Here is a 26000-nt window from a genome sequence, read left to right as displayed (position 1 = left end):
GCGCTAGGGATTGTTCGGAGTGCTATTTATTTCGAATGTCTCGCTGCGACGCAAAAATGCGACGAGTACGACGAATAGCGAACGCAATAGCGGGCGTATTACCCCGGATTGATGGGTGCGATCGGCTGTGCCGAAATGCGCACAGGAATCGTCGCGAAAGGTCAAGACGGAGCGTTATTGGCTCCATATAGTCGTCCCGAATGATCGCAGCGGCGCTTCTCACGCCTGAGCGGTTCGTTCAATACACGCGCTTGCAGGAGGTACCCGCCACACGCCGTAACCCGACGAACAAGAGCCGTGCACCGGCCGCCGCCTCGACCAAGCCTCGCGCGCCGCGCAGGCAAGCGAGCGACCCGGCATGCACGCCATCGCAGTCACTTATGCTTGCCGACAAAGGAAACAACATGCGTTTTGCGAAGACTCTCAGCCCTATCGCAGTTGCAGTTGGAGCACTTCTCGCGCTCGCCCCGCTCGCCTCTCGCGCGGATACCGTCGTTAAAATCGGCTTTGCCGCTCCGCTCACGGGGCCTAATGCGAGTTACGGCAAAGACCTCGAAAACGGCGTGAAGATGGCGCTCGACGATGCCAAGGCGCAGGGCGTCAAAATCGCCGGTCAACCGGTCTCGTTCGAACTCGTCACGGAAGACGATCAAGCCGACCCGCGCGTCGGCGTGCAAGTCGCGCAAAAGCTCGTGGACGAGGGCGTATCGGTGGTCGTCGGCCACTTCAATTCCGGCACGACGATTCCGGCTTCCGAACTCTACGAAAAAGCGGGTATCCCCGACATCGACCCCGCCGCCACCAATCCGATCATCAGCGGACGCGGCTACAAAAACGTGTTCATGGTGATTTCGAGCGACGCGCAAAACGCGGGTACCGCGGGCGTGTACGCCGTCGAGACGACGAAGGCCAAGCGCATTGCCGTCATCGACGACCGTACCGCGTTCGGGCAAGGCGAAGCCGATGAATTCGTGAAGGCTGCGAAGGCCCACGGCGGCAATATCGTCGATCGGGAATACACGACGAACCAGGCGACCGACTTCAAGACGCAACTGACGAACATCAAGGCGAAGAATCCCGACCTCATCTTCGTTGGGGCGCTCAATCCGCAAGCCGCGGGCATCATGAAACAGATGACGCAGCTCGGCATCAAGGCGCAATACGTCGGCGGCGGCGGCGTGAAGGACATCGATTTCATCAAGCTCGCGGGCGACACCTCGGAAGGCGCGATGGCCTGGGAATACGGCCGTCCGCTGGAGAGCACGCCGGTCGGCGCGAAGTTCGCGGAGCGCTTCAAGCAGAAGTTCGGTGTCGACGTGCTCTCGTACGCCCCATTCGGTTATGACGCGGCATGGGCGGCGATCAAGGCGATGCAAGCGGCCGGCTCGACCAAGCCCGACGTCTACCGTCCGAAGCTGCAAAGCATCAGCTTCGACGGCATCACGGGTCACATCGAATTCAATCCCGACGGTTCGCTGAAGAACGGCTCATCGACGATGTACCAAGTGAAGAGCGGCCAATTCGTGACGGTCGTGACGAAGGGCGGCTCCTGATCAAGTGAAGAGCGGCCAATTCGTGACGGTCGTGACGAAGGGCGGCTCCTGATCGCAGGCGTGCACCCGGTCCGGCCGTACGGCGCGGCGCCCCCGGGCGCCGCGCCTTTTTCGCAATTCGCTTTGGAGTGCTAATGGTTTCGAAGATCGTAGTGGTGGGGGGCGGCGTCATAGGCAGCGCCGTGGCGTACTTTCTGCGCAGCGCCGACCCGAGCGTGGATGTGACGGTAATCGAGCGCGACCCGAGCTACGCGCGCGCCTCCTCGGCGCTTTCGGCCGCCTCGATCCGCCAACAGTTTTCGACACCGCTGTCGGTGCAGATGTCGCTCTACGGTATCGAATTTCTGCGTTCGATCGGCGAGCGCTTGGCCGTCGATGGGAATCGCCCCTCGATCGATTTGCACGAGGGCGGATACCTCTTTCTCGCCACGCCCGCCGGCGAATCGATCTTGCGCGAAAACCACGCGCTGCAAACGTCGCTCGGCGCCGACATTCGCTACTTGCCACGCGATGCCTTGCAACAGACGTTTGCCTGGCTCAATACCGAAGACCTCGTGGCCGGTACCTACGGCGTATCGGGCGAGGGCTGGTTCGACGGCTACGGGCTCGTGCAGGCGTTGCGCAAGAAAGCGCAATCGCTGGGCGCGCGCTATATCGCCGCCGACGTGACGGCACTGCGGCGCGAAGGGCGGCACGTACGTGAAGTGCTGACGGCGAGCGGCGAGACGTTCGCGTGCGACGTGCTCGTCAACGCGGCGGGCCCGTGGGCGCGGCACGTGGCCGATATGCTCGGCATCGACTTGCCGGTCCATGCCCGGCGGCGCAGCATCTTCAACGTCAGTTCGCCCGCCAAGCTCGAACGTTGCCCGCTGCTGATCGATCCGACAGGCGTCTATTTCCGTCCCGAGGGGACGACTTATATTTGCGGCACCTCGCCGAGCGCGGATCGCGACCCCGACGACCTGCCGCTCGACGAAGTCGATCACGCGCTGTTCGACGACGTCATTTGGCCTACGCTCGCGCACCGCGTGCCGCAGTTCGAGGCGTTACGCGTCGAGCATGCTTGGTCGGGGTATTACGAGTACAACGTCTTCGACCACAACGCGATCATCGGATATCACCCCGACGTCGAAAATTGCGTCTTCGCGAACGGCTTCAGCGGTCACGGATTACAGCAAGGGCCTGCAACGGGGCGCGGCGTCGCCGAACTGATCTTGCAAGGAAGATTCGTGTCGCTCGACCTTTCGCCGCTCGGCTTCGATCGGGTGTTGAACGACCGTCCCGTCGTCGAACGCAACGTCGTTTAGCGTGCACGGCGCGCTGCCTCGTCATGAAGCCACGCGCGCAGTGCATCGATCGCGAGGCGCTTGGGATCGTCGGCGCGCCATACGACAAAGTGCGCGTAAATATCGGTTACGCGCCGCTTCCATAAGCGCACGAGACGGCCTTCGCGCAATTCGCGCTCCACGAGCGAGGCACGCGCGAGCGCGATCCCCTGCCCCTGTACCGCCGCCTCGATGAGCCTGCCGGCGTCGTCGAACAGCGGCGCGCCGCGCGGTTCCGTCAAATCGAGACCGACGGCCTGAAACCAAGGCTCCCACGGCTGCGCGCGGTGTTTGAGCAGCATGCAGCGCGCGAGGTCGGCCAAGCGCCGGGGCCGGACGCCTTCGTAGCGGTTCGGGCTCATCACCGGAAAGATCTGTTCTTCCATGAAACGCTCGCCTTGCAGCCCCGGCCAGGCGCCCGGGCCGTAACGCAACGCAACGTCGACGCCATCGCGGCCGTTGAGCCGCGCCAGCGCCGCTTCCTTGCGCAGTACCAACTCGATGTGCGGATATTTGCGCCGGAAACGGCCGAGGCGCGGTTCCAGCCAGCGATCGGCGAACGGCGGTAATACGCTGACCGTCAAACGCGTCGATTCGCGCGTGCGTACGCGCCTAGGGCCCGTGCCGCGCGCCGGCGTATCGAACGCACGCTCGAGCACGTTCAGGCCCTGCCGAATTTGCAACGCGAGTTCATACGCCTGCGGCGTCGCCACCGCACCGGCGCGCTCGCGCGAGAAGAGCGGCGTGCCCAATCTCGCCTCCAACGCACGGACGTGCTGGCTGACGGCGCCTTGCGTCAGCGCGAGTTCATCGGCCGCGCGCGTGAAGCTCGCGAGGCGCACCGCGGCCTCGAACGCACGCAACGTTTGGAGTGGGGGAAGATGGGGACGTTTTTGCATCGGGCATTAGTACCACTAATGGCTGATCTAGACAATTAATCGTTTGTCGGCCGCAGCCGCCGCTCGCTAGACTGCCGCCGTACGAACTGCATGCGCTTAGTGTCATCGCATCTACGACATCCTCATCAAACTGAAGAGCCAGCCTCATGGACTATCGACTCTATTACTCGCCGGGCGCCTGCTCGCTCGCCGTACACATCGTGCTCGAAGAAATCGGTGCGGCTTACGCGCTGCAAGAGGTCTCGGTCTCGCGCGGTGAAAACCGGCAAGCCAGCTACCTTTCGATCAATCCGAAGGGCTTTGTGCCCGCGCTCGAGATCGCCGGTGAACGGCGGGTCTTGACGGAGTTGCCTGCCGTCCTGATTTTTCTGGCGAGACAGCACCCGCAGGCCGCGTTATTGCCGCAAGCGAGCGCGCTCGACGAAGCGCGCGCGGTCGAATGGCTGGCGTGGCTCGCGGGGTGGGTGCACGGCATCGGTTTTGCGCAGATCTGGCGGCCTGAACGGTTCAGCGCCACCGACCCCGCCCCGCACGAGGCGCTGAAAGCGAACGGCCGCCGAATCGTTCATGAGGCCTACACGAAGATCGAGCAGGCGCTGGGCGATCGGCGCACATGGGCGCTGGAAAGCGGCTACTGCATCGTCGATCCGTTCTTGCTCGTGCTCTATCGATGGGGCAATCGCATCGGCCTCCCGATGCGCGAGCACTACCCGGCGTGGACCGCGCACGCCGAACGGATGCTCGAACGCGGCGCGGTGCGGCGGGCTTTCGAGCAAGAGGGCGTCGCGATCGAGTGAGTTCTTGATTTCTGTATCCGATAAGATGCAATGGCAATGCGTATACACCACGGCCCCGGGTACCGGGTCCATTTTGCCCAGGAAAGGCGGGTCGTCTATCTATTGCTTTGCGGCGGCGATAAGTCGACACAAAATGCCGACATCAAGGCCGCCAAGGCGATGTGGGAGCAAATTCATCGGCAGTAAGCCGATTCCAATGAGGTGGGTCATGAAACCGGTCAAGATTGCACGATTCGATGCAGCGGACTATCTCGACAGCGAAGAGGCGATCGCAGCCTACATCAGAGCAGCATCGGAGGAAGGAAACGCCGACTTGCTAGTGGCCGCGATCGCGGACGTTGCAAAGGCCCGGGGTATGGCCAAGGTCGCTTCGGATGCCGGTGTTGGCCGCGAAAGTCTATATAAAACGCTTACGCCCGGATCCAAACCGAAGCTGGAAACCGTCTTCAAGCTGCTACGTGCCTTAGGCGTCAAGCTCACCGTCGAGCCCGATACGGCGCACACCTAGCTTCATCGGCCTGACCCACGCCGCCCGTAAGACGGCGCGGCGCTCTCCGCCTTACATCCTGTCAACCGCCCGCCTCGCGGGCGTCACATTCCTTTCGCGCATACGTCATCGGCGGCCGGTATCGTTACCGGCACAAACGATTCGTCGATCGAATCAAGCAGGCAAAGGGGCGGAAAACCCGCCCTACCACCACGCTACGCTTCCCATCCCCGCAGTCGACTGTCAGTCAACGGAGAGGTCAATGAAGCGATATAGCAAGTTCAGACGTGGTCACCGCATTTTACGCGCCGGTCTGACGATCGGCGTACTGTCGGCCGCCGCGTGCGGCGCCCTGCTGCCCGCGCTCGCGGAAAGCCAGCCGCGCGACGCATCGACGGCGACGATCACGCCGATCAAGCACGTGATCGTCATCGTCGGCGAGAACCGGACCTTCGATCAGGTCTTCGGCGCCTTCAAACCGCGCGCCGGTCAGCACGTATCGAACCTGCTCTCGAAAGGCATCATCACCGCCGACGGCGCACCCGGTCCCAACTTCGCCCTAGCCGCGCAAAAGACCGCGCAAGCCGTCGATCCGTCGCGCTTCGAAATGAGCCCCGGCGGCAAACAAAACTACGGCGTGCTGCCCGCGCCGAACACCGGCTCCGCACCGACCGCCGCCAGCGACACGAACGCCCCGCCGTTCGCCACGCTTGCCGCCGCGCAAGCCTTCGAGGCCGGCGTGCTCGAGCCGCAAGACGTCGCGCAATTGACGACCGGCGCGACAGGGCTGCCCCATCACGTGCCCGATACGCGCTTCGGCGCGAATACGTTCGCGCTGCCGAACGGCCCCTATCAGATCTCGCGCGTCGGCCCCAACTACGATCAGTACATCGCGAGCCCCGTGCATCGCTTTTATCAAAACTGGCAGCAAGCCGACTGCAACGTGACCCACGCGACGCTCGGCAATCCAAGCGGTTGCGCGATGGACCTGTTCGCCTGGGTCGAAACGTCGGTCGGCGCCGGCAGCAACGGCAAACCGCAGCCCGCCAATTTCACCGATCAGACCACCGGAGAAGGCTCCACGGCGCTCGGCTACTACAACACGAACGCGGGCGATATGCCCTACTTCACCGAACTCGCGCGCCGCTACACCATCAGCGACAACTATCACCAGCCGGTGATGGGCGGCACGGGCGCGAACAGCATCATGATCGGCGCGGCCGACGCCTTTTACTACACGGACGGACACGGCCACATCGCCACGCCGCCGTCCAATCAAATCGAAGATCCGCGCCCGGCGCCCGGCACCAACAACTGGTATGCGCAAGACGGCTATTCGGGCGGCTCGTACAGCAATTGCTCGGATCCGCACGCACCGGGCGTCGACGCGGTCAGAAGCTATTTGGATTCGCTGCCCTATCATCCGCAGGCCAACTGCGCCCCCGGCACCTATTACCTGCTCAACAACTACAACCCCGGCTACAACGGCGACGGCACCGTGAACACGAGCGCGTTCACGATCCCGCCATCGCCCGTTCGCACGATCGCCGATACGCTGCTCGAACAAGGCATCTCGTGGAAATATTACGGAGAGGGCTGGAATTCGTTCGTCAAGAATTCGCCGACCAGCGTCTACTGCAACATCTGCAATCCGTTTCTCTATGAAACGGCGATCATGACGAAGCCTGAGCTCGTCAAAGCGCACTTGCAGGATGCGACCGATCTGTACGCCGATATCGCGAGCGGCGCGCTGCCCGCCGTATCGTTCGTGAAGCCGGGCGGCCTGCTCGACGGACATCCGGCTTCGTCGAAGTACGGCTTGTTCGAAGCGTTCTCGCGCAAGATCATCGATGCCGTGCACGCCAATCCGAAGTTGTGGGCATCGACGGCGATCTTCATCACGAACGACGAGGGCGGCGGCTACTACGATTCGGGTTACATCCAACCCGTGGACTTCTTCGGCGACGGCCCGCGCATTCCGCTGATCGTCGTGTCGCCGTACTCGCGCGGCGGCCGCGTCGTGCATCAATACGCCGATCACGTCTCGCTCGTGAAGTTCATCGAACGCAATTGGCGGCTCGCCCCCATCACCGGCCGCAGCCGCGACAACCTGCCCAATCCGGTGCAGTTGCCCTTCGATCCCTACGTACCGGTCAATGCGCCCGCGATCGGCGATCTGTTCGACGCCTTCCATTTCGACCATCGGCACCATGGCGACGGCGATGACGACGGTGACGACAGCGGCCACGGCGATGCACACGCGCAAGGCGGGCTCGGCTGGTCGCCGTTCTAATGTTTTAACGCCCTAACGCTGCTCCGTTTTGCGCGGCACGCCGCACGACGATTTGCGCGGCCGTGTCGCGTTCGATGCGCACGAGGGCGTCTCGCATCGATTTGAAATCGCGAGGACTACACACTTGCTTCCCAAAACGGGCCTGCAGCCGTCGCGAGATCTGCACGGCCCGCGAAACGGGATCGAAGACATAGTGTGCTTCATACTCGATCGGGCCCGAATCGATGGCGAGATCCGGCGGCACATAGACGAGCGCCAAGTTCCGCGGCAACGTGACGATACCGTCCTCGACGAACGTGCCGCTCATGCAGACAAAAGATTGCGTTCGCACGGGATCGGTAAGCCAGCCGCCGACTTGCGAAGCAATACCGCCCGCGAAGCTCGATAAAGCGGGCAGCGCGCTCATGCCGTCCGTCCACGCCAGGTGTTCGATATCGCCCGTCGTCGTCGCCTCGAACGGGCCGCTCGTTGCATTCACGTCGCCCGTCTCGATCGACGCCGTGCCGCGCAGCCCCGTTTGCCGCAACCGTTCGCGTGCGATCAGCGCGGCCCGCGCCGGCGTCGCCCGGCGAAACACATTGCGCTCCAGTTCGGCCGTAAAACCGTCGTCTTCCACGCGATAGCCGTAACGCGCATCGCCGCTTTCACCGATTTCGATTTCGAGCCGTGCTTGCCGGCTTCGCGCTTGCGTGGCAGGGGTACGCGCGAGCACTCCTTCGTCGACGAGCAAAGCGGGCCGGTCCATAACGCTCGGCGGCAGAAATCCGAAGGCGATGCCGCCGCCTGCCGTCGTATCGGCGAATCGATCGAGCGACGGAATCCATACGATCACATGGTTGATCGCACCGGCGCCATAACCCGGCACCGACGGCAGCGTATAGACCGAGCCCGAGCCCAACAACGCCGGTTCGTTGCGAATACCCACGGCCGCGAGCAACGCCCCGTACAACGCCACGTGGTCCTTACAGTCGCCATAGCGGTGCTGAACGATATCGACTACGCGATGCGGCTTGGCCGCTGTCTCGCCGAGAAACAGCGCGACGTAGCGGATATTGGCCCGCACCCAGTCGTAGAGCAGCGCGGCCTTCGACCAATCGTCGGGGGCCTCGCGCGTGATCGCTTGGGCAAGCGCGACGACCTGCGGATCGGTTGCGCTCGGATCTTTCGCATTGTCCCGGTATCGCGCGGCAAATGCCGCATAGCTCGGGACCGTCGTCACCATGAGGCGATCGCCGTCGTTCGCGGCGCCCACCGCGCCGTACTCGCGCGGCGCGGAGGCGCCGTGCCGGTAATCGAACTCGTAGCGCGTGCGCCCGCCGCTCGTCGACGGGGCGAGTGCCATATAGCCGCGCGCGTCGTAGTAAAGCGGCATGTCGGCAGGCAAATCGAAGATAAGCCGCTGATCGAGGACGCTCTCGGGCGCCGGCACGGCGAAGTATTCGAACATGCCCGGCTGCGCCGCCGTTCGCGATTTGCTAAACGCTAGACGCGTGCGCCAGCCAGGTTCGACGCCGGGGAAGACGACGGTGCGCAACACGCCGTCCTCGAACGTGGGCGCGCCGGACGCGCGCGGTTCCTGAACGTCGCGGATCGCATCGGCGCCGACCGGATGCACGCCACCTTGCGGATCGACCGATGCGGCCGTTAGCGCGTCGATCCGTTCGATGTCCTTGTTGAACCAGACATAGCGCTGCGCGATGTCGTCGATGCCGGCGACGGTGTCGGCCCGCATCACCGAGTCGTCACGTTCGACGACGGAGCCGTCGCGCGCCACGATAAAAACGTGAACGTCCGATTCGATCGTCGCGGGGGTCGCGCCGTCCGGCTGCGCCGCGCCGGAAGCCGCGCGCGCGAGCGGCACGGCAAACCCGGCGGCCCAGAAGCACCACGCCAAAATCAAGCTCCTGCTCGCCCCGCGAACATGCCGCGATACGCCTGAGCGACGCATCGGCTCGTCGTTCATGGCCGCCAGCGCTTGCGATAGGCACGCGGCGCAACGCCGAATTCGGCGCGAAACGCCCGGTTGAAATTCGATAGATCGGCAAAGCCGCAAGCGAGCGCAATGTCCACGATCTTGTCGGGCATATCGGCCAAACGCTGCGCGGCCATCCGCAGACGCGCGCGCAAAACGTATTGATGCGGCGTCACGCCGGTTGCACGCTCGAACGTGCGCAAGAAGTGGTAAGGACTGAGTCCGGCGTGCTCGGCGAGCGCCTGCAGGCCGAGCGCCGCGTCGGGCGCGTCGTCGATTCGCTCGAGGGTGTCGATGACCCGCGCGAGGGCCGCGCGCGGCACCGGTTTCGCATTCGAGGGGCCGGCGCCGTTCGTATGGCGCAGCACCTGTGCGGCCAAGCTGAGCGCCATCTCATCCCACGAAACATCGGCGTAAGCGGGCATCGCCGTAATGGCCGCTCCAGCGGCGGCTACGAAAGGCGTCAATGCGCGCGTCGGCTCGATCCGGGCGCCGGCCAACGAAGGCGAGCGGCCGACATAGCCCGCATCGGCAAACAGGCGTTCGAAAAATTCGGGCCGATAGTGGAATGCAATGCAGCGATCGCCGGCACGATGGCGGTGACCGCATTCGAAACAATCCCCGTGATTGCCGAGCAATACGGCCCCCGGCGTCATCAGCGCGCGCCCGGCCGGGCTGCGGTATTCGAACGCGCCGGCCACGACGAGTGCGATGCAAAACGCGCCGTGGCGCTCCTCGAAGATTTCGTCGCGTGGGCCGCACGTGCACACGACGTCGGCCACTGAAAAACCGTCGCCGCTCGCGATGACGCGCGACACCGTCGCACCCTTAGAAGCCTCCCGCGCGCGGCGCGCCAGCGCGCGTTCCAGATCCAGCGCAATTTTTGCCAAGATTCGCCTCGCTGCAGGCCTTATCGTGGATCGGTAGTCCGTTGGACGTACCCTTCCCGCTGCGCCGCAACAGGCGGCGCCGGGCCATGACACTCACAAGGGAGAATGACATGAACCCTATCGGAAGCGGCGCGCCCGCCGCGTTCCTCTCCGCCCTCGCCTCGCCCGGCCGCGCGACGCAGATCGACGAAGCCGACGACGTCTACGGCTGGCTAGTCGGGAGCTGGGCGCTGCAGGTCCTCCACTACCGCGGATACGACGTGCGTGAGCAGGGGCTGACAGGCGAGTTGCATGCCTGCTGGGTGCTCGACGGGCGCGCTATCCAAGATGTATGGATTATGCCCGCTCGCGAGGATCGGCGTGCGGGCCGCATGGCGAGCGATCCGCAAAACGATATGTACGGCTCGACGCTGCGTGCATGGGACCCCGGCTTGCGCGCCTGGCGCATCTCGTGGAACAACCCCGCGCGCGGGCATCGCGAAACGCAGACCGGCCGGCGCATCGGCTCGGAGATCGTGCAAACGGGCGCGCGCGCCGACGGCCAAGCGACGCGCTGGCGCTTCACCGACATCACGGCCGAACGCTTTCACTGGATCGGCGAGGCACTCGACCCCGACGGCGAGACCTGGCGGCTCGAAGGCGAATTCATCGCCACGCGTATCGGTAGCGGCGCCTAAAACGCGCTATGCCCGGCGGCGGACGCCTTCGTCGAGCGCCCGGCGCAGCGACAGCGCGATGACCGCGCCCGCTTGCTCGATTTGGGCCGCGCTCGGGCAGCTCGGCGCGATACGCAAGTGCCGGTCGCGCGGATCGTCGCCGTAAGGAAAGGCGGCGCCGGCCGGCGTCAGGACGACGCCGGCCTCCGCAGCCAATTCGACCGTGCGCTTCGCATAGCCATCCGGCGTGAACAGGCTGACGAAATAGCCACCCTTCGGCCGGGTCCATGACACCTCGGCCAGATCCCCGAGCAACGCGTGCAAGGACGCGTCGAGCGCCGCGAACTTCGGTTGCAAGATGGCGCGGTGGCGATCCATCAACCGTTCGAGCGTCGCGCGATCCCGCAGATAGCGCACGTGCCGCAACTGGTTCAGCTTGTCGGGACCGATCGTGCGGACCGACGCGCAGCGCTGCCACCAATCGACGTTGCGTCGCGAGGAGGCGAACAAGGCCATCCCGGCGCCGGCCAGCGTGACCTTCGAGGTGGACGCGAAGATCAGCGCGCGATCGGGATGGCCCGCGCGCGCGCACTCGGCCAAGATGGCGGGACTGGCATACCGCTCTTCGGTCAGGTGATGGAAGCGATAGGCGTCGTCCCAAAACAAGCGGAAGTCGCTCGCCGCCGTGGTCATCTGAGCGAGACGCCGCACCACCTGCGGCGAGTATATCGCTCCGGTCGGGTTGCTATAGAGCGGTACGCACCAGATTCCCTTGATCGCGGGGTCCGCCGCGACGAGCGATTCCACGCGATCCATATCGGGCCCGTCGTCGTTCATCGGCACCGCGATCATGCGAATGCCGAGCGCCTCGCAAATCGCGAAATGCCGATCGTAGCCGGGCACCGGACAGAGAAACGCCACCTCCCCGGCGCGGCACCACGCCTCGCCGGGCACGACGCCGTGGAGCATCGCGAAGACGATCGCATCGTGCATCAGTTCGAGGCTCGAGTTGCCGCCCGCCACCACTTGATCCGCGGGCAGTCCAAGCAACTGGCCGCCCAACTCCCTTGCCTCGGGCAAGCCTAGCAAGTGACCGTAATTGCGACAGTCGATCCCGTCGCGCGATAGATAGCCGGCCGCCGCCACGTCGTCGATCAATGCTTGAGAAAGATCCAATTGATCGGCCGCGGGCTTGCCGCGCGTCATGTCGATGCTAAGGCGCTGCGCCCTGAGCTCTTCGTAAGTCGTCGTCATCGTTGTTGTCTTGTCAATGAAGGGGGGGACCGGCCAGTCGCGATCGAGTATGCCGCCCAGGTTGCCTTCAGGCAAACGCGTTATATTGATCCGCATCTTCAGTTTTTCTGATGGCGGGTTGGCGATGAAATCACTCGATCTGGACGCGCTGACGATGGTCGTCGCCGTGGCCGACGCAGGCAGCTTCGTGCGCGGCGCGGCCGCTGTGCATCGTTCGCAGTCGGCCGTCAGCATGCGTATCAAGACGCTCGAGCAGGCGCTCGGCAAACCGATTTTCGAGCGGCGCGCGCGCAGCGTCGTCCCGACGCCCGAAGGCCTCGTGCTCGCCGATTACGCGCGGCGCATGCTCGCGCTACGCGACGAAGCGTGGGCGGCGCTCGTGCATCCGCAGGTGAAGGGGCGCGTCGTGATCGGGGTTCCCGACGACTATGCGTCGTCGCTGCTGCCGCCGGTACTGCGCAAGTTCTCGGCGAGCTACCCGAAAGTCGAAATACAGGTAATGGGCTTGCCCAGTCATGCACTGGCGCCGCTCGTGCACGAAAACAAGGTCGATCTCGCCTGTATGACGCGCGTGAGCGGCTTGCGGGGGGAAAGGGTTCGGCTCGAGCCGACGGTGTGGGCCGGTGCGCCGCGCGGCTCCGCCGTGTGGCGCGAACGCCCACTGCCGATCGCGGTGTTCGCGGCGGGCAGCGTCGCGCGAGAAAACGCCATTCGCGCGCTCAAACGCGAGCGCATCGCCTACCGCACTTCGTATGAGAGCCCGAGCCTGCTCGGTTTGTTCAGCATGGTCGAAGCCGGTTTGGCGGTCGCACCGATCGCGCGATGCGCGATGCCCGCGCATTTCGTCGAACTCGGCCGCGCGCATGGTCTGCCGCCGCTGCCGCCACTCGAAATCGTACTCGCGCGTAGCGCGGGTTCGGCCCGCCCGGAATGCGATTTCCTCGCCGAGCAAATCTTGGAAGAACTGCGAACCTGAAAAACCGAAGAGGCACCGCTTTAAATGGAGCGTTGCCTCTTCGACTTCAAAACAACGAACGCTGACGCTGTTGCGCCATCGAGATGACGTTCAATTCGTCGAGACGTTTGCGCGCTTTCGCCAAATCGTGCACCAACTGGCGTTGGAGCCAGGTCTCGGCACCGCCGCCGAATGCTTTGTCCAGGCGCAGCGCCATCTCGGGCGAAATGCCGGCCTTGCCGCTCAGCAGATTCGTTAGCGCCTGACGGCTCACGCCGAGCACCGTCGCGCCCTCGGTCACGCTCAGATTGAAGCGATCGAGGCAAAGCTGGCGCACCATCGCGCCGGGATGAATGTTGTCGGTATCGGCCATGGCCCGAAACCATAGCGGCGAAGCAAGGATCCGTCAATCGACAAGTGCCGGTTGTCTACAAGACGCATCATCGCGACGTTCGGCCGATTGACAGGCGCGCGGCGTTGCGCTGCGCGCAGCGAGATCAAATCCGGGCCAACCGGTCGAGCGCTACGTCGATCAGCGTGTCGAGCAGAGGTTCGACGCGTCCGGCCAGCGCTTCGTCGTAGGCATAGGGCCGCGTCTCTTGCATGTAGGTGATTTGCGACAACTCCAGTTGCACTGCGTGGATGCCTCGATCGGGCTCGCCGTAGTGCCGCGTGATGTAGCCGCCTTTGAACCGGCCGTTCGCCACGGCCGTGTAGCCGCCGTGGCGATTCACGCATTCGGCCAGCGCCTCGCCTATCCCCGGCGCCGCGCTCGCTCCGCCCGCGGTACCGAAATTGAAATCGGGCAGCCGTCCGTCGAAGAAACGCGGCACGTGCGACCGGATCGAATGCGCCTCCCATAGCAGTACGGCGCCATGGCGCGCCTTCAACTCGGCGAGCGTGCGCGCAAGCGCGTCGTGATAGGGCTGCCAATACCAGGCGACGCGGCGCGCCACCTCGGCCTCGGTCGGCTCGCCGCCGGGGTGATAGAGCGGCGCCTTATCGAACGTATCGACCGGTAGCAGGCCCGTCGTATCCTGCCCCGGATAGAGGTTGGCGTTGTCGGGCGGCCGATTCAGATCGACGACGTAACGTGCGTGCGACGGTACGAGCAAGGACGCACCGCGGCGTGCCGCGAATGCATACAGACGTTCGAGGTGCCAGTCGCAGTCGTCGACGTGGCGCGCAACATCGGTCATCGTCGCCAAGATATCGGCCGGAATATGCGTGCCGACGTGCGGCATCGAAATCAGAAGCGGCAACGTGCCGGGCCGGACGGAAAACACGGCGGGTTCGAGCGTGGTCATCGTGGGAAACCGGTCGAGTTCGGAAACGGGGTTGAGAAGTGACGCACCTTACGCGCGTAGCCGCGCGAGTGCTTCGCGATAGGCGGCATACGCATTCGCTTCGTCCACGTGGCGTCCCTCGCGCACGACGCAGCGCCCGCCTGTATAAACGTCAGCGATCGGGGAGTGGCCATGCTCGCAAAACACGAGCGCGGCGAGCCACTCGTCCGGCACGCGCCCATCCAAGCTCGGATGCCCGGCGTCCAGCACGAGCCAGTCGGCCCGGTGGCCCGGCGCCAACGCGCCGATGGTGCGGCCGCTTGCCCGCGCGCCCCCGGCCAATGCCGCCTCGAACAGCCGCTCGGCCACCTGCGGCCGCGCCGCCGATGCCAGCACGTTGCGTTGATGCAGCGCCAGGCGCTGCCCGTATTCGAGCAAGCGCAATTCGGAGCGCCAATCGACGGCGATATGGCTGTCGGAACCCACGCCGATCGCACCGCCCGCATCGAGATATCGTGGTGCGGGAAAAATGCCGTCGCCGAGGTTCGCCTCGGTCGTCGGACATAGGCCGGCCACGGCCCCGCTCGCAGCCAGTGCCGAAGCTTCGGCCTCATCGACGTGCGTCGCATGCACGAGGCACCATCGCGCATCGACCTCGAAACGTTCGAGCAGCCACGCGACAGGACGCGCGCCGGTGGCGGCCATGCATTCGTCCACTTCGCCCGTCTGCTCCGCGATATGGATATGCACGGGCGCGCCCGGAAGGTGCGCGTCAAGCCCGTCGAGCAGCGCGCGCAGCGACGCCTCGGACACCGCGCGCAGCGAATGCGGCGCGACGCCGTACGCCAATGCGCCATGCTCGGGCCGGGCACGGCGCAGTGTTAGCAAGAGCTCCAGCAGCGAGCGCGGCGTATTGATGAAGCGGCGCTGATCCGGGCGCGGCTCGCGCTTGCCGAAGCCGCTGTGCTCGTAGAGCACGGGCAGCATGGTCATTCCGATACCGGTCTGCGATGCCGCGTCGACGACGCGCTGGCCCAACTCGGCGGCGTTTTCATAGGGACTGCCGTCGAGTGCATGATGCACGTAGTGAAACTCGCACACCGACGTGTATCCGGCCTTGAGCATCTCGATATAGAGCCAGCGCGCGACCGCCTCCAGCGCGTCGGGCGTGATGCGCGCGGCCAGCCGGTACATGAGATCGCGCCAGCTCCAAAAGTTATCACCGGCCTGCGCGCGGTACTCGGCCAACCCCGCCATCGCGCGTTGAAACGCATGCGAATGCAGGTTGGGCATGCCGGGCAGCAGCGGGCCGCTTGCGCGCGCGGCCCCCGCCGGCGCCGGCGAATCGGGCGTGACGGCCGTCAAGACGCCCTCGCCGTTCCATTCGAGCAGCACGTCGCGCCGCCAGCCTTGCGGCAAATAGGCGTGCGCGGCGAATAAGGTATGGCCGCCAGTCGTCACTTCCCACTCCTTTCCGATGCGGCGGCTCGCGTATCGATGCGTCCTGTCCAAGGCGACGCGGGCGCCCTATAAACCGTTTCGCCGCCGCGTACGACGCGAGCCGCAAGCGGCCGGCCGATCCAATAGGCCAACTCGGCCAGCGTGCCGACCGACCATGCGACGAAATCTGCCGCCCGTCCCGGCGCGAGCTCGCCGTGGCGGTCGCCGCGTCCCAATGCGCGCGCCGCATGTCGCGTGACGCCCTGCAACGCTTCCGGCACGGTCAAGCGAAACAGCGTGCAGCCGAAGTTGAGCATCGCGAGCAAGGACGTGACCGGCGACGTGCCGGGATTGCAATCGGTGGCGAGCGCGATCGGCACACCATGGCGGCGCAGCAAGTCGATCGGCGGCAGTTGCGTCTCGCGGATGAAGTAATAGGCGCCCGGCAGCAGCACCGCCACCGTGCCAGCCTCTTTCATCGCCTGCACACCGGCCTCGTCGAGATATTCCAGATGATCGGCCGACAGCGCGCGATAGCGCGCGGCGAGCGCCGTGCCGCCCGATAGGCTCAGTTGCTCGGCATGCATCTTCACAGGCAAGCCGCGACGCTGAGCGGCTGCGAATACGCGTTCGCTCTGCTCCAGCGTGAAGCCGATACGCTCGCAAAAGACATCGACCGCATCCACGAGTCCTTCGTCCGCGAGCGCCGGCAGCATGCGTTGGCAAACCTCGTCGATGTAGGCGTCGGCGCGTCCCGCGTATTCGGGCGGCAGCGCATGCGCGCCGAGGAACGTCGTGTACACCGACACGGGATAGCGCCGCTCCAGCGCCCGTGCGACGCGCAACATCTTGCGCTCGTTCGGCAGGTCGAGCCCATAGCCCGATTTGATTTCGATTGCTCCAACGCCTTCGGCGAGCAGCGGTTCGAGCCGTGCGCCGGCCGATGCGATCAACGCCTCCTCGCCCGCCTCGCGCGTCGCGCGCACGGTCGAGACGATGCCGCCGCCACGCTTGGCGATCTCTTCGTAGCTCGCGCCGGCGAGCCGCAAAGCGAACTCGTCGGCACGCAGCGCGCCGAATACGAGATGCGTATGGCAATCGACGAGACTCGGCGTCACCCACGCGCCGCCGAGGTCCTCACTCGGCCACGCGGCGAATTCGGGCGGCAGATCGCGCGCGGCGCCTTGCCACGCGATCGTGCCGTCACGGACGGCCAGTGCGGCGTCCTCGATCGATTCGCTCGTATCGCCCCTCGGACAGAGATTCAAGTGCCGCCAAACCCGTTCGCTCATGATGATCCCGGAATATCGGCTGCAGCCGCTGCGCCTAGCGCGGCCGCGGCCCGTTAGAGGTACTGCAACAGCACGGCCAACGCGGCGCCCTCGCCCTTCACGTCGCAGCGCAGCGCCCGCGGTGCATCGAGCACGAGCGTATCCATCGGCCCGAGCGTCGCCTGGGCCGGGTCCACGTCCGCAGCGCGGCGATCGGCGCCGGTCAGACGAAGCGCGAGTTCGCCATGCGCGCAAAAGACGAGCGCGACGTCGGCTTCGAGCACGTGCCGTCCCGAATCTCGCCATACATGCAGCGCGGCGCGCGCGCGATCGCGGCGCACCATCAGGTTGAAGTCGCGCGTCGCCCCATCGATTAGTTGCGCCTCGAGCTGCGCTGCGCCGTCGAACCTCGCCACGGCGAGCGGCGCCGTCAACGCGTGCGCGAGACCGCCGTTTTCGAGCAAACGCATCCCGCTGCCCGCGAGCAGCACGAGCGTCCGCTCGACGCCCTCGAACGTCGAAAACGGCCCCGTCTGCTCGACGTCGGCCACGCTGACGCGCCACACGAAGGTATCGAGGCCGGCCCCAACCGGGTACGCCGCGATCTCGCGCGTGAGGCCGCCGCCGTTCTTCCACGGCATCGCCGTCAAGGCGCCGGCGCGAACGATACGCAGCGGCCCGTGCCCGCGCCGTGGCCCGGCCGACACGCGGCGCGCCGCCCGCGATGGCGTGTCCATGCGCGTCAGCGCCCGAGCATCGGGAGCTTGAGCCCCACTTCCCGCGCCGTGTCGCGCGCGAGCTCATAACCCGCATCGGCGTGCCGCATGATGCCCGTGGCGGGATCGTTGAACAGCACGCGCTCGATACGGCGCGCCGCCGCATCCGTGCCGTCGCACACGATCACGACCCCCGCGTGCTGGCTAAAGCCCATGCCCACGCCGCCGCCGTGGTGAATCGAAACCCACGTCGCGCCGCCGGCCGTATTGAGCAGCGCGTTGAGCAGCGGCCAATCGGACACCGCATCGGAGCCGTCCTTCATCGCTTCGGTCTCGCGATTGGGGCTCGCCACGGAGCCCGTATCGAGGTGATCGCGGCCGATGACGATCGGCGCCTTCAACTCGCCGCGTTTGACCATTTCGTTGAACGCGAGGCCCAGGCGATAGCGATCCTTGACGCCGACCCAGCAAATGCGGGCGGGCAGCCCTTGGAACGCGATACGCTCGCGCGCCATGTCGAGCCAGTTATGCAGATGCGGATCGTCGGGGATCAACTCCTTGACCTTCGCATCCGTCTTGTAGATGTCTTCCGGATCGCCCGAGAGCGCGACCCAGCGGAACGGTCCCTTGCCCTCGCAAAAGAGCGGCCGCACGTAGGCGGGCACGAAGCCCGGAAAATCGAACGCGTTTTCGACGCCCATATCGAGCGCCATCTGCCGGATGTTGTTGCCGTAGTCGAGCGTGGCGGCGCCGCGCGCTTGCAACGTCAGCATCGCCTGAACTTGGCGCGCCATCGATTGCTTGGCCGGCACGACGATGCTTTGCGGATCGGTCTTTTGCCGTTCGCGCCACGCCTCGACACTCCAGCCCTGCGGCAGATAACCGTTGATCGGATCGTGCGCGCTCGTTTGATCGGTCACGCAATCGGGCGTGATCCCACGCGCGACGCATGCCTCGAACACGTCGGCCGCGTTGCCCACGAGCCCCACCGATACCGGCTTGCCGCTCGCGCCGGCCGCCTCGACGATCGCCAGCGCTTCGTCGAGCGTCTTCGCCTTGCGATCGACATAGCGCGTCTTCAGGCGGAAATCGATCCGCGTTTCGTCGCACTCGACGGCGATCATCGAAAAGCCCGCCATCGTGGCGGCCAGCGGTTGCGCCCCACCCATGCCGCCGAGGCCGCCCGTGAGGATCCAGCGGCCCTTCGCGTTGCCGTTGAAATGCTGATTGGCCACCGCATAGAACGTTTCGTAGGTGCCTTGAACGATCCCTTGGCTGCCGATGTAGATCCAGCTTCCGGCCGTCATTTGGCCGTACATCATGAGGCCCTTGCGATCGAGCTCGTGGAAGTGCTCCCAGGTGGCCCAATGCGGGACGAGGTTGGAGTTCGCGAGCAGCACGCGCGGCGCATCCGCATGCGTGCGGAATACGCCGACGGGCTTACCCGATTGGACGAGGAGCGTTTCGTCGTCTTCGAGATCCTTCAGCGATGCCAGGATCTGATCGAAGCAATCCCAATTGCGCGCGGCACGCCCGATGCCGCCGTAGACCACCAGCGCATGCGGATGCTCCGCCACCTCGGCATCGAGGTTGTTCTGGATCATCCGGTAGGCCGCCTCGGTGAGCCAGCTCTTGCACGTCTTTTCGGCGCCGCGCGGGGCGCGGATCGTGCGCGTCGGATCGAGACGCGGATCGAAAGGTTTCGGATCGTTCATGAGAGTCCTCTGTTGTACGGCTTTCGTGCGGCTCAAAAATGTCCAGTGAAGCGATAGCGGCTGCCCGGGTGCCACAAGTCCGCGACGGATGCGACCTGCTCGCGCGACCATGTGCGCCGATGCAGCACGAGGCAGGGTTCGATTTCGTCCATGCGCAACTGCGCGCGCGTCTCGGCCTCGGGCTGCGCGGCTTCGATCCGGTATTCCACGCGCTGCAACGGCGCCACGCGCGTCAGATATTGATTCGGCGTCACGCGCGCGAAATCCTGCAGCGCGTATTCGGGCGCGACGGCGGGGTTGACCCAGCGCGCCTCGAGTTGCACGGGCTCGTCGTTCTCGAAATGCAGCACGCGCGAATGAAACACCGGGCTGCCCGGCGCAACCTGCATTTCGTCGGCCAGCGCCTCGCCCGCCACCGTCGCGTCGAGCTCGAGCACCTTCGCGTGATAGCGATGACCGCGCGCGGCGATTTCGTCGGAGATGCTGCGGATCGCCACGAGCGTCGATTCGTATTTGGGCCGGGCCACGAAGGTCCCGGCGCCTTGAACGCGCGTGAGGACTTGCTCGGCCGTCAGTTCGCGCAACGCGCGATTGACGGTCATGCGCGCGACTTTGAAGTCGCGCGCGAGCTCGTTTTCCGACGGGACCTGATCGCCCTCCGCCCACTCGCCCGAGTGGATCCGCGCGAGGATGAAGTCTTTGATGCCCTGGTACGCCGGCGCGTTCATCGCTTTGATGCTGTCCATGTTCAAGCGGCGGCGCTCGCCTCGGAGGCGAATGAAAGCGGGCTCGCTTGGGCGATCGTGCCGTTCGTGACCAGGCGCGCGATGCTCGCGATGTCGGGCGCGAAATACCGGTCGAGGTCGTAATGCGGCACGTGCGCGCGTAGCGTATCCATCACGCGCTGCAATGCGCCGCTCGTGCGGTGCGGCGCGCGCAAATCGACGCCTTGCGCGGCCGCCAGGAGTTCGATGGCGAGGATATGGGCCGTGTTCTCGGCGATATCGGCGAGCTTACGCGCCGCGAACGTGGCCATCGAAACGTGGTCCTCTTGATTCGCCGAGGTGGGCAGTGAATCGACCGAAGCCGGGTGAGCCAGCGTCTTGTTCTCCGAGGCCAGCGCGGCCGCGGTTACGTGCGCGATCATGAAGCCGGAATTGACGCCGCCATCCTTGACGAGGAACGGCGGCAGACCCGAAAGCGTGGCGTCGATCAAAAGCGCGATGCGACGCTCGGCCAGGGCGCCGATTTCGGCGGCGGCGAGCGCGAGATTGTCGGCCGCGAACGCGACCGGCTCGGCGTGAAAGTTGCCGCCCGAGAGCACTTCACCGGTATCGGGGAACACGAGCGGGTTATCCGAGACCGCATTGGCTTCGATGAGCAGCACCTGCGCCGCGTGGCGCATCTGATCGAGGCACGCGCCCATCACTTGCGGCTGGCAGCGCAGACTATAGGGATCTTGCACCTTGCCGCAATCGCGATGCGAGAGATTGATGCCCGAACCGTCGAGCAACGCGCGATAGGCCTCGGCGGCGTCGATCTGGCCGCGATGACCGCGCAGCGCGTGGATCCGCGCGTCGAACGGCTTGACCGAACCGGCCGCCGCATCGACGGAAAGCGCCCCGGCGACGATGGCCGTGCGAAACAGATCCTCGATCGCGAACAGATTGAACAGCGCGAGCGCCGTCGAAGCCTGGGTCCCGTTCAGCAACGCAAGCCCTTCCTTCGCTTGCAGCGACAACGGCGCAAGGCCCGCGAGCTTCAGGCCCTCGGTAGCGCTCATGCGTTCGCCGCGCGCCGTGACTTCGCCGATGCCGAGCAGAACGGCCGACATATGCGCGAGCGGCGACAAATCGCCCGACGCGCCGACCGACCCTTTGACGGGGATCACCGGCAAGATGTCGGCATTCAGCAGCGTGACGAGCGCATCCATCACTTCCAGGCGAATACCGGAGTGGCCGCGGCCGAGGCTAGACAACTTCAACGCCATCAACAGCCGCACGACCGGCTCGGCCATCGGCTCGCCCACCCCGACCGCGTGCGACAGTACGAGATTGCGCTGCAACAGCTCGAGCTGATCGTGCGGGATATGCGTGCTCGCCAAACGGCCGAAGCCCGTATTGATGCCGTATGCCGGCTCGCCTTTCGCGGCGATGTCCGCGACCGCTTTCGCGCCGGCCTCGATGACGGCGCGGCTGGCGGGATCGAGCGTGAACGTGACGCGTTCGCGCGCGATGCGGCGCAGTTGAGGAAGCGTCAGGTGGCCCGGCGTAAGAATCATCATGGAAAGCATCCTGTATGTGCTGTGTATTTGTGCGTCCCGGACAGCGGGCGGGCATCCCGCCCCGCCCGCGCGCCTCGATCTGACACGCAGTCTAGTGTCGCCAACTTGTATAGACAAGCAATTTTCAAAAAAGGCGGACTAGGGATAACCATTAGAAAATATGCAAGGCGCGTAAGCTTGCATACATTGGCTTCCGGTGCTTTTGTCAGCCGCTCGGGCGCTAAAAAATCGTACCGCACCGGCGTGAGATGCTGCGGCGCTAGGGGCGCCCATCTTGTCTATACAAATCGGTTGTGAGGGGCAGCGCGCGAACGCGGACGCTACGGGCGCAAGTAGGTACGCCTCGTGCTTCAACTAGGGTGGGGCTCACGCGAAACGTGTCGCGTTGGGCGCGGGGCCGCGGCAGCCGGCGTGGCCCGAGCGCGCGCCCCGGCATCAGCGAGCGACACTTTCGACGACCATGAACAAGACGCAAGGGCAACCACCGCAAATGGACCTCATCGAACTGGCACGCGAATCGGGCATGGCCGTCCTGCTCGATGCGAGGATCGGCCGCGAGCAATACGTGAGCGTGAGCGGCTCGCTCGCGGCACTCGCGCGCTTCGCGGACGCGGTCCGCGGCGAGGCGGAGACCGACGGGTCGGATGACGAGCATTGAAACGATTTCAGCCTCGCCGCTATCGTTTCGATGCTATCGCCGTATCGCCTCTTCGACGGTTCGGCGCTCCGGTTCGAACCCGCTTCGACTTCCGTTAGAACACCGCTTCCACACGCCGCCACGAATATTTTTTGCCCCACTCGGCGGGCCTCGCATCCCCGTGTCGAGGCGGCCTCGGCATGCGCCTACCAAATGTGTCAGTTACGGTTTCGCATAAGAATGGCTTAAATCCGGCACGATCCGCTGCGTTTGTTGCGAACGCATCTAAATGGAGAAATGCCGATGAATGCGACCGTCTCGAGCAAGCGAGGAATCGACGGCATGCCCTGCCCGCGCGCCGTCCTCGCTTGCCCTGCGACGCACCGAGACGCGCTCGCCGGGCGTAGCCTGCGCGAGGGATGCCGTTTCGAGCCATTGCAGCACGATAGGCCATAGACGGGTCTGGAACCGGCTATGGAAAAACGCGAAATGTCCGATCGCATCCGCATCGAACGCACTCGGTTCGAGACGCAGGTGCGTGCGCGTTTCGCAGCCGTCGAAATAATCGAGCAGGCGCTCGATGGCCGCGACGGTGCCGAACGGGTCGTCCGTCGTGCTAATGGCGAGCAGCGGCGCCCGCAGGGCCGTGAATTGCCGCACGAGCTGGGCGACGCGCTCGTCGGCCAATGCGAACGGAGGCGCGCGATAGGTTTGCTCGAAGCGCGCGCGGCTCTTGGCCCACGAATGCGCGACGCCGCGCGGCGTGTCTTCCATCCAGCCGAGGCGCCGCGCCGGAACATAGCCGAAGACAGCGGCGAGCGCGGGCATCGCGATATGCCATTTGAGCAGCATGCCGAGTCGATGTTCGCGCGCGTAATCGCGCCAATACGCATATTGGGCGCCCATCGTCACAGCGCGGCGAATCGTCGCGTTCGAAGGCGCGAGCCCGATCAAGCAGCCGCCGATACTATGGGCGACGACGTCGATCGCTTGGCCGGCGAAATGGTCGGCCGCGAAACGCAGCGCCGCCTCGAAGTCGAGCGCGCCCCAGTCGATCCAGTTCGCATCGAAGCCGGCGAGTTTGGCGGGCCGCGATTCGCCGATCCCGCGATAGTCGTAGAGCAGCACGTCGCGCCCGTGCGCGAAAAGGTAGTCGGCAAAACGAAAGTAGTAGCGGCAACGCACCGACGTCGCCGGATTGACGATGACGACGGGCCGCGTGCGGGAACCGGCTTGCCACGCGAAACCGCCGATCGGCGTGCCGTCGGGTGCGTCGAACGTCACCTTGCGGGGCTCGATCGCCTCCGCGCGCGCTGGGTTCATCAATGCTTCCTATGCCGTAGTCGAAATTCGCACATGGGGCGCGTACAACCGCGCCCGTGGCCCAGAAGTTCCCATTTGATCCGATGCCTCGCTTCGAATCAATTTACTTTCCTGTCACTTTCGCATGAGGTAGACGCATGGCAACGCCTCTCGTTCGACTTGCTCCGCTCGATTTAATCCGCGGCTTTGTCGCTGTCGGCCGCCGTATGAGCGTTACGCTCGCGGCGGAGGATCTGTGTCTCACGCAATCGGCCGTCAGCCGGCAGATTCATTCGCTCGAAGACGCGCTCGGCGTGTCGCTGTTCCATCGCGGCTACCGGTCGATTTCGTTCACGCCGGCCGGCGAGCGCTTGTTCCGCACGGCCGACGGCGTCGTCCGTCAGCTTCAGGACGCGTTCGAAGCCATAACGCGCCCCGCCGAAAAGCAGCCCGTGACGATTACCGCCAGCATCGGCGTAACGGCCTTGTGGCTGCTGCCGCGGCTCTCCGAGCTACAGCAGCGCTATCCCGCGCTCGACGTTCGAGTCGCGGCCAACGACAAGCTACTCGACCTGCGCGCGGAAGGCATCGACCTGGCGATTCGCTATGCGGGCATCGCCAATGCGCCGGCCGGCGCCACGCGCCTATTCGACGAAACCATCGTAGCCGTCGCGAGCCCCTCGCTCGGCCTCGCACGCGTCGATGCGGACGCCCTCGCGCATCATGTCCTGATCGAATTCGACGGCCAGCGCCGCCCGCTGTTGCGCTGGTCGGATCATTTGAGCGCGCTGGGTCTCGCTGAGACCAAGCCGCGCAGCATGCTGCACTTGAACCACTACGACCAGGTCGTGCAAGCAGCGCTTGCCGGTCAAGGGATCGCGCTCGGACGCGCCGCGCTCGTCGAACCGCTGATCGCCGAAGGCAAGCTCGTCGCGCTCGATGGCGGCAAGGGCAAGCCGAGCGGACACGCGTATTGGCTCGTCCAAGCCGAGACGACGGCACGCCAAGACGTGCGCGAGGTCGCCCAGTGGATCGTCGAGCAAGCGCGCAGCGCCGCCGAGCCGCTCGTTAGCGCAAGCCCCGCCCCCGCACGCAGCACCGCTCCGGCGCACGGCATCCCGGCCGAGCGCGCCGGCGGCCCCGCGATCGAGATCGAGGCAGCGGCAGCGGCCGGCGAAGGCGTCGCATTGTCGTGAGCGCGGCAGCCGACGCAAGATCGCGCATCGGGTTATGCCTACCATTTGTGGTAGTTGCTGGTTAGCGAATCGGCGGGTGAAATCGACGGAATTCGAGTACGGCGCGCCGCTGAGTACGTCGTATCCGTTTCCGGAGGTGACACCCGATGCGCATGCCTTTGCTGCAAGTCGAATCGCTCGCCGCCGGTTACGGCAAGGGCGAAGTCCTCGACGACATCTCGTTCGCACTCTTCCCAGGCAGCCTAGCCTACTTCCTCGGCCCTTGCGGCTCCGGCAAAACCACCTTGTTCATGGCGATCGCGGGCATCGTGCGCCCCAAGCGCGGCATGATCCGCTTCGACGGCGAGGACCTGCGCCGCAAGCGTCCCACCGAATTGCTCGCGCGCGGCATTGCCTACGTCCCGCATAACCGCCTGCTGTGCAGCTCCCTGTCCGTCCGCGAGAACCTCTTGGCGGCTGTTTGGCGCGACACGGACCGGGCGCGCGTCGAGGAACAAGCAGCGCGCCTCGTGCATCGGCTTCCCTTTTTGAAAGCGTGCGAGCATCAAAGCGCGAGCCGGCTCACCGACGGCGAGCGGCAGCTTCTAGCAATCGCACGGGCGCTGATGACGCGGCCCCGTCTGCTTTTGCTCGACGATCCGTTCGACGCGCTCTCGCCGGCGGAGGCCGACGAGGTGGCCGGGCTCGGCGCCGAATTGGCCGGCGAAGGAACGGCTGTGGTAATTGCGCAACGAAGCGCGGCGCCGGCCGCCTGTGCCGGCGTGACGGCTTACCTGCTCGACGCGGGGCGCCTGTCCCGGTCGCAAGCGCCGCAGGGACCCGCCCGCCCCGGACTTGCCGCGGCTTCGTGAAGGCGCGGCGCGCGGGCCGCCGGCATAGCGTGAATGCCCATTACACCACGCACGTTCAGTTTATTTCGATTGCCGATTATCTCGCGCCGATCGAATCAAACCGAGGAATTGCAAATTTTCACGATTTTGAGCGTGCGAAATATAAACGAATATTTCGCTTTGCAGTGGAATTGCCTGACGACAATTGTCGCCAGGCAACCTTATCCGGAGAACTTGCTTTC

Annotated in this window: 23 protein-coding genes and 1 pseudogene; 11 read left to right on the top strand and 13 right to left on the bottom strand. The window is 65.2% G+C overall.

Annotation, left to right across the window (positions count from 1 at the left end; translation table 11 throughout):
• The first annotated feature begins 404 nt into the window (after positions 1 to 404).
• A complete protein-coding gene (locus DXT59_RS08985) occupies positions 405 to 1553 on the top strand; it encodes a branched-chain amino acid ABC transporter substrate-binding protein (RefSeq protein WP_116136605.1) in 1149 nt (382 codons plus the stop codon).
• 134 nt (positions 1554 to 1687) lie between these two features.
• Positions 1688 to 2860, top strand: coding sequence for an NAD(P)/FAD-dependent oxidoreductase (locus DXT59_RS08980; protein ID WP_116136546.1), 1173 nt, complete (start codon positions 1688 to 1690; stop codon positions 2858 to 2860).
• Here the strand turns inward: DXT59_RS08980 and DXT59_RS08975 are convergent.
• Positions 2857 to 3777 (bottom strand): LysR substrate-binding domain-containing protein, encoded by a 921-nt coding sequence (locus tag DXT59_RS08975; RefSeq protein ID WP_116136545.1) that lies wholly within the window; start codon positions 3775 to 3777, stop codon positions 2857 to 2859. The two genes, DXT59_RS08980 and DXT59_RS08975, sit on opposite strands and share 4 nt — an antisense overlap.
• Before the next feature lie 146 nt (positions 3778 to 3923).
• Here DXT59_RS08975 and DXT59_RS08970 point away from each other — a divergent pair, with 146 nt between their 5' ends.
• From DXT59_RS08970 to DXT59_RS08955, 4 genes and pseudogenes are all read left to right on the top strand, one after another.
• A complete protein-coding gene (locus DXT59_RS08970; RefSeq protein WP_116136544.1) occupies positions 3924 to 4574 on the top strand; it encodes a glutathione S-transferase family protein in 651 nt (216 codons plus the stop codon).
• 36 nt (positions 4575 to 4610) lie between these two features.
• Positions 4611 to 4760, top strand: a pseudogene (locus DXT59_RS08965) (type II toxin-antitoxin system RelE/ParE family toxin); the annotation flags it as partial.
• Between the two features lie 22 nt (positions 4761 to 4782).
• Positions 4783 to 5082 carry an addiction module antidote protein gene (locus tag DXT59_RS08960; protein ID WP_116136543.1) on the top strand — a complete coding sequence of 100 codons (300 nt, stop codon included), beginning with the start codon at positions 4783 to 4785 and terminating at the stop codon, positions 5080 to 5082.
• A 241-nt stretch (positions 5083 to 5323) separates the two neighbouring features.
• Entirely contained in the window at positions 5324 to 7354 is a 2031-nt protein-coding gene (locus DXT59_RS08955; RefSeq protein ID WP_116136542.1) for an alkaline phosphatase family protein, read from the top strand.
• Positions 7355 to 7358: 4 nt separating this feature from the next.
• On the opposite strand, the gene DXT59_RS08950 is transcribed toward DXT59_RS08955, so the two are convergent.
• The gene (locus tag DXT59_RS08950) at positions 7359 to 9302 is read right to left on the bottom strand and encodes a DUF3857 domain-containing transglutaminase family protein (RefSeq protein WP_116136603.1); all 1944 of its coding nucleotides are present in this window, start codon (positions 9300 to 9302) and stop codon (positions 7359 to 7361) included.
• An 11-nt stretch (positions 9303 to 9313) separates the two neighbouring features.
• Positions 9314 to 10216, bottom strand: coding sequence for a helix-turn-helix transcriptional regulator (locus tag DXT59_RS08945; RefSeq protein WP_116136541.1), 903 nt, complete (start codon positions 10214 to 10216; stop codon positions 9314 to 9316).
• A 110-nt stretch (positions 10217 to 10326) separates the two neighbouring features.
• On the opposite strand from DXT59_RS08945, the gene DXT59_RS08940 reads away from it, so the two are divergent.
• Positions 10327 to 10893 (top strand): hypothetical protein, encoded by a 567-nt coding sequence (locus tag DXT59_RS08940; RefSeq protein WP_116136540.1) that lies wholly within the window; start codon positions 10327 to 10329, stop codon positions 10891 to 10893.
• 6 nt (positions 10894 to 10899) lie between these two features.
• Here the strand turns inward: DXT59_RS08940 and DXT59_RS08935 are convergent, their stop codons facing one another.
• Entirely contained in the window at positions 10900 to 12144 is a 1245-nt protein-coding gene (locus DXT59_RS08935; RefSeq protein ID WP_476718428.1) for an aspartate aminotransferase type Ic, read from the bottom strand.
• Between the two features lie 106 nt (positions 12145 to 12250).
• Here DXT59_RS08935 and DXT59_RS08930 point away from each other — a divergent pair, with 106 nt between their 5' ends.
• Positions 12251 to 13102: a LysR substrate-binding domain-containing protein gene (locus DXT59_RS08930; RefSeq protein WP_116136539.1), complete on the top strand. Its 852-nt coding sequence runs from the start codon at positions 12251 to 12253 to the stop codon at positions 13100 to 13102.
• Positions 13103 to 13148: 46 nt separating this feature from the next.
• Here DXT59_RS08930 and DXT59_RS08925 read toward each other — a convergent pair whose 3' ends face one another.
• The 8 genes from DXT59_RS08925 to hutH form a co-directional block, all read right to left on the bottom strand.
• Positions 13149 to 13454: a HigA family addiction module antitoxin gene (locus DXT59_RS08925; protein WP_116136538.1), complete on the bottom strand. Its 306-nt coding sequence runs from the start codon at positions 13452 to 13454 to the stop codon at positions 13149 to 13151.
• A gap of 124 nt (positions 13455 to 13578) precedes the next feature.
• Positions 13579 to 14388, bottom strand: coding sequence for an N-formylglutamate deformylase (hutG, locus tag DXT59_RS08920; protein ID WP_116136537.1), 810 nt, complete (start codon positions 14386 to 14388; stop codon positions 13579 to 13581).
• A gap of 48 nt (positions 14389 to 14436) precedes the next feature.
• On the bottom strand, positions 14437 to 15828 hold the full coding sequence (locus DXT59_RS08915) for a formimidoylglutamate deiminase (RefSeq protein WP_116136536.1): 1392 nt from the start codon (positions 15826 to 15828) through the stop codon (positions 14437 to 14439).
• Complete coding sequence (hutI, locus tag DXT59_RS08910) at positions 15825 to 17099, bottom strand: imidazolonepropionase (RefSeq protein ID WP_116136535.1); 1275 nt, start codon at positions 17097 to 17099, stop codon at positions 15825 to 15827. Before hutI ends, DXT59_RS08915 begins: the two co-directional genes overlap by 4 nt.
• A 53-nt stretch (positions 17100 to 17152) precedes the next feature.
• Positions 17153 to 17815, bottom strand: a complete 663-nt coding sequence (locus DXT59_RS08905) for a HutD/Ves family protein (protein ID WP_116136534.1) — start codon at positions 17813 to 17815, stop codon at positions 17153 to 17155.
• A gap of 5 nt (positions 17816 to 17820) precedes the next feature.
• Complete coding sequence (hutU, locus tag DXT59_RS08900) at positions 17821 to 19509, bottom strand: urocanate hydratase (protein ID WP_116136533.1); 1689 nt, start codon at positions 19507 to 19509, stop codon at positions 17821 to 17823.
• 32 nt (positions 19510 to 19541) lie between these two features.
• Positions 19542 to 20237: a histidine utilization repressor gene (gene hutC, locus DXT59_RS08895; protein ID WP_116136601.1), complete on the bottom strand. Its 696-nt coding sequence runs from the start codon at positions 20235 to 20237 to the stop codon at positions 19542 to 19544.
• A 20-nt stretch (positions 20238 to 20257) separates the two neighbouring features.
• Positions 20258 to 21793 carry a histidine ammonia-lyase gene (hutH, locus tag DXT59_RS08890; RefSeq protein ID WP_116136600.1) on the bottom strand — a complete coding sequence of 512 codons (1536 nt, stop codon included), beginning with the start codon at positions 21791 to 21793 and terminating at the stop codon, positions 20258 to 20260.
• Positions 21794 to 22253: 460 nt separating this feature from the next.
• On the opposite strand from hutH, the gene DXT59_RS08885 reads away from it, so the two are divergent.
• On the top strand, positions 22254 to 22451 hold the full coding sequence (locus DXT59_RS08885; protein ID WP_116136532.1) for a hypothetical protein: 198 nt from the start codon (positions 22254 to 22256) through the stop codon (positions 22449 to 22451).
• Between the two features lie 264 nt (positions 22452 to 22715).
• On the opposite strand, the gene DXT59_RS08880 is transcribed toward DXT59_RS08885, so the two are convergent.
• Positions 22716 to 23753 (bottom strand): alpha/beta hydrolase family protein, encoded by a 1038-nt coding sequence (locus DXT59_RS08880; RefSeq protein WP_116136531.1) that lies wholly within the window; start codon positions 23751 to 23753, stop codon positions 22716 to 22718.
• A 137-nt stretch (positions 23754 to 23890) separates the two neighbouring features.
• Here DXT59_RS08880 and DXT59_RS08875 point away from each other — a divergent pair, with 137 nt between their 5' ends.
• Together DXT59_RS08875 and DXT59_RS08870 are read left to right on the top strand one after the other, a co-directional pair.
• Positions 23891 to 24928: a LysR substrate-binding domain-containing protein gene (locus DXT59_RS08875; RefSeq protein ID WP_116136530.1), complete on the top strand. Its 1038-nt coding sequence runs from the start codon at positions 23891 to 23893 to the stop codon at positions 24926 to 24928.
• Between the two features lie 146 nt (positions 24929 to 25074).
• On the top strand, positions 25075 to 25779 hold the full coding sequence (locus tag DXT59_RS08870) for an ATP-binding cassette domain-containing protein (protein ID WP_116136529.1): 705 nt from the start codon (positions 25075 to 25077) through the stop codon (positions 25777 to 25779).
• The last annotated feature ends 221 nt before the right edge of the window (positions 25780 to 26000 follow it).

It is taken from the genome of Trinickia diaoshuihuensis (genome assembly GCF_003390925.1).
In the GTDB taxonomy this organism is placed as follows: Bacteria; Pseudomonadota; Gammaproteobacteria; order Burkholderiales; family Burkholderiaceae; genus Trinickia; species Trinickia diaoshuihuensis.
The sequence above is the reverse complement of the archived record's forward strand: the minus strand, read 5'-3'. Positions and strand labels throughout refer to the sequence as shown.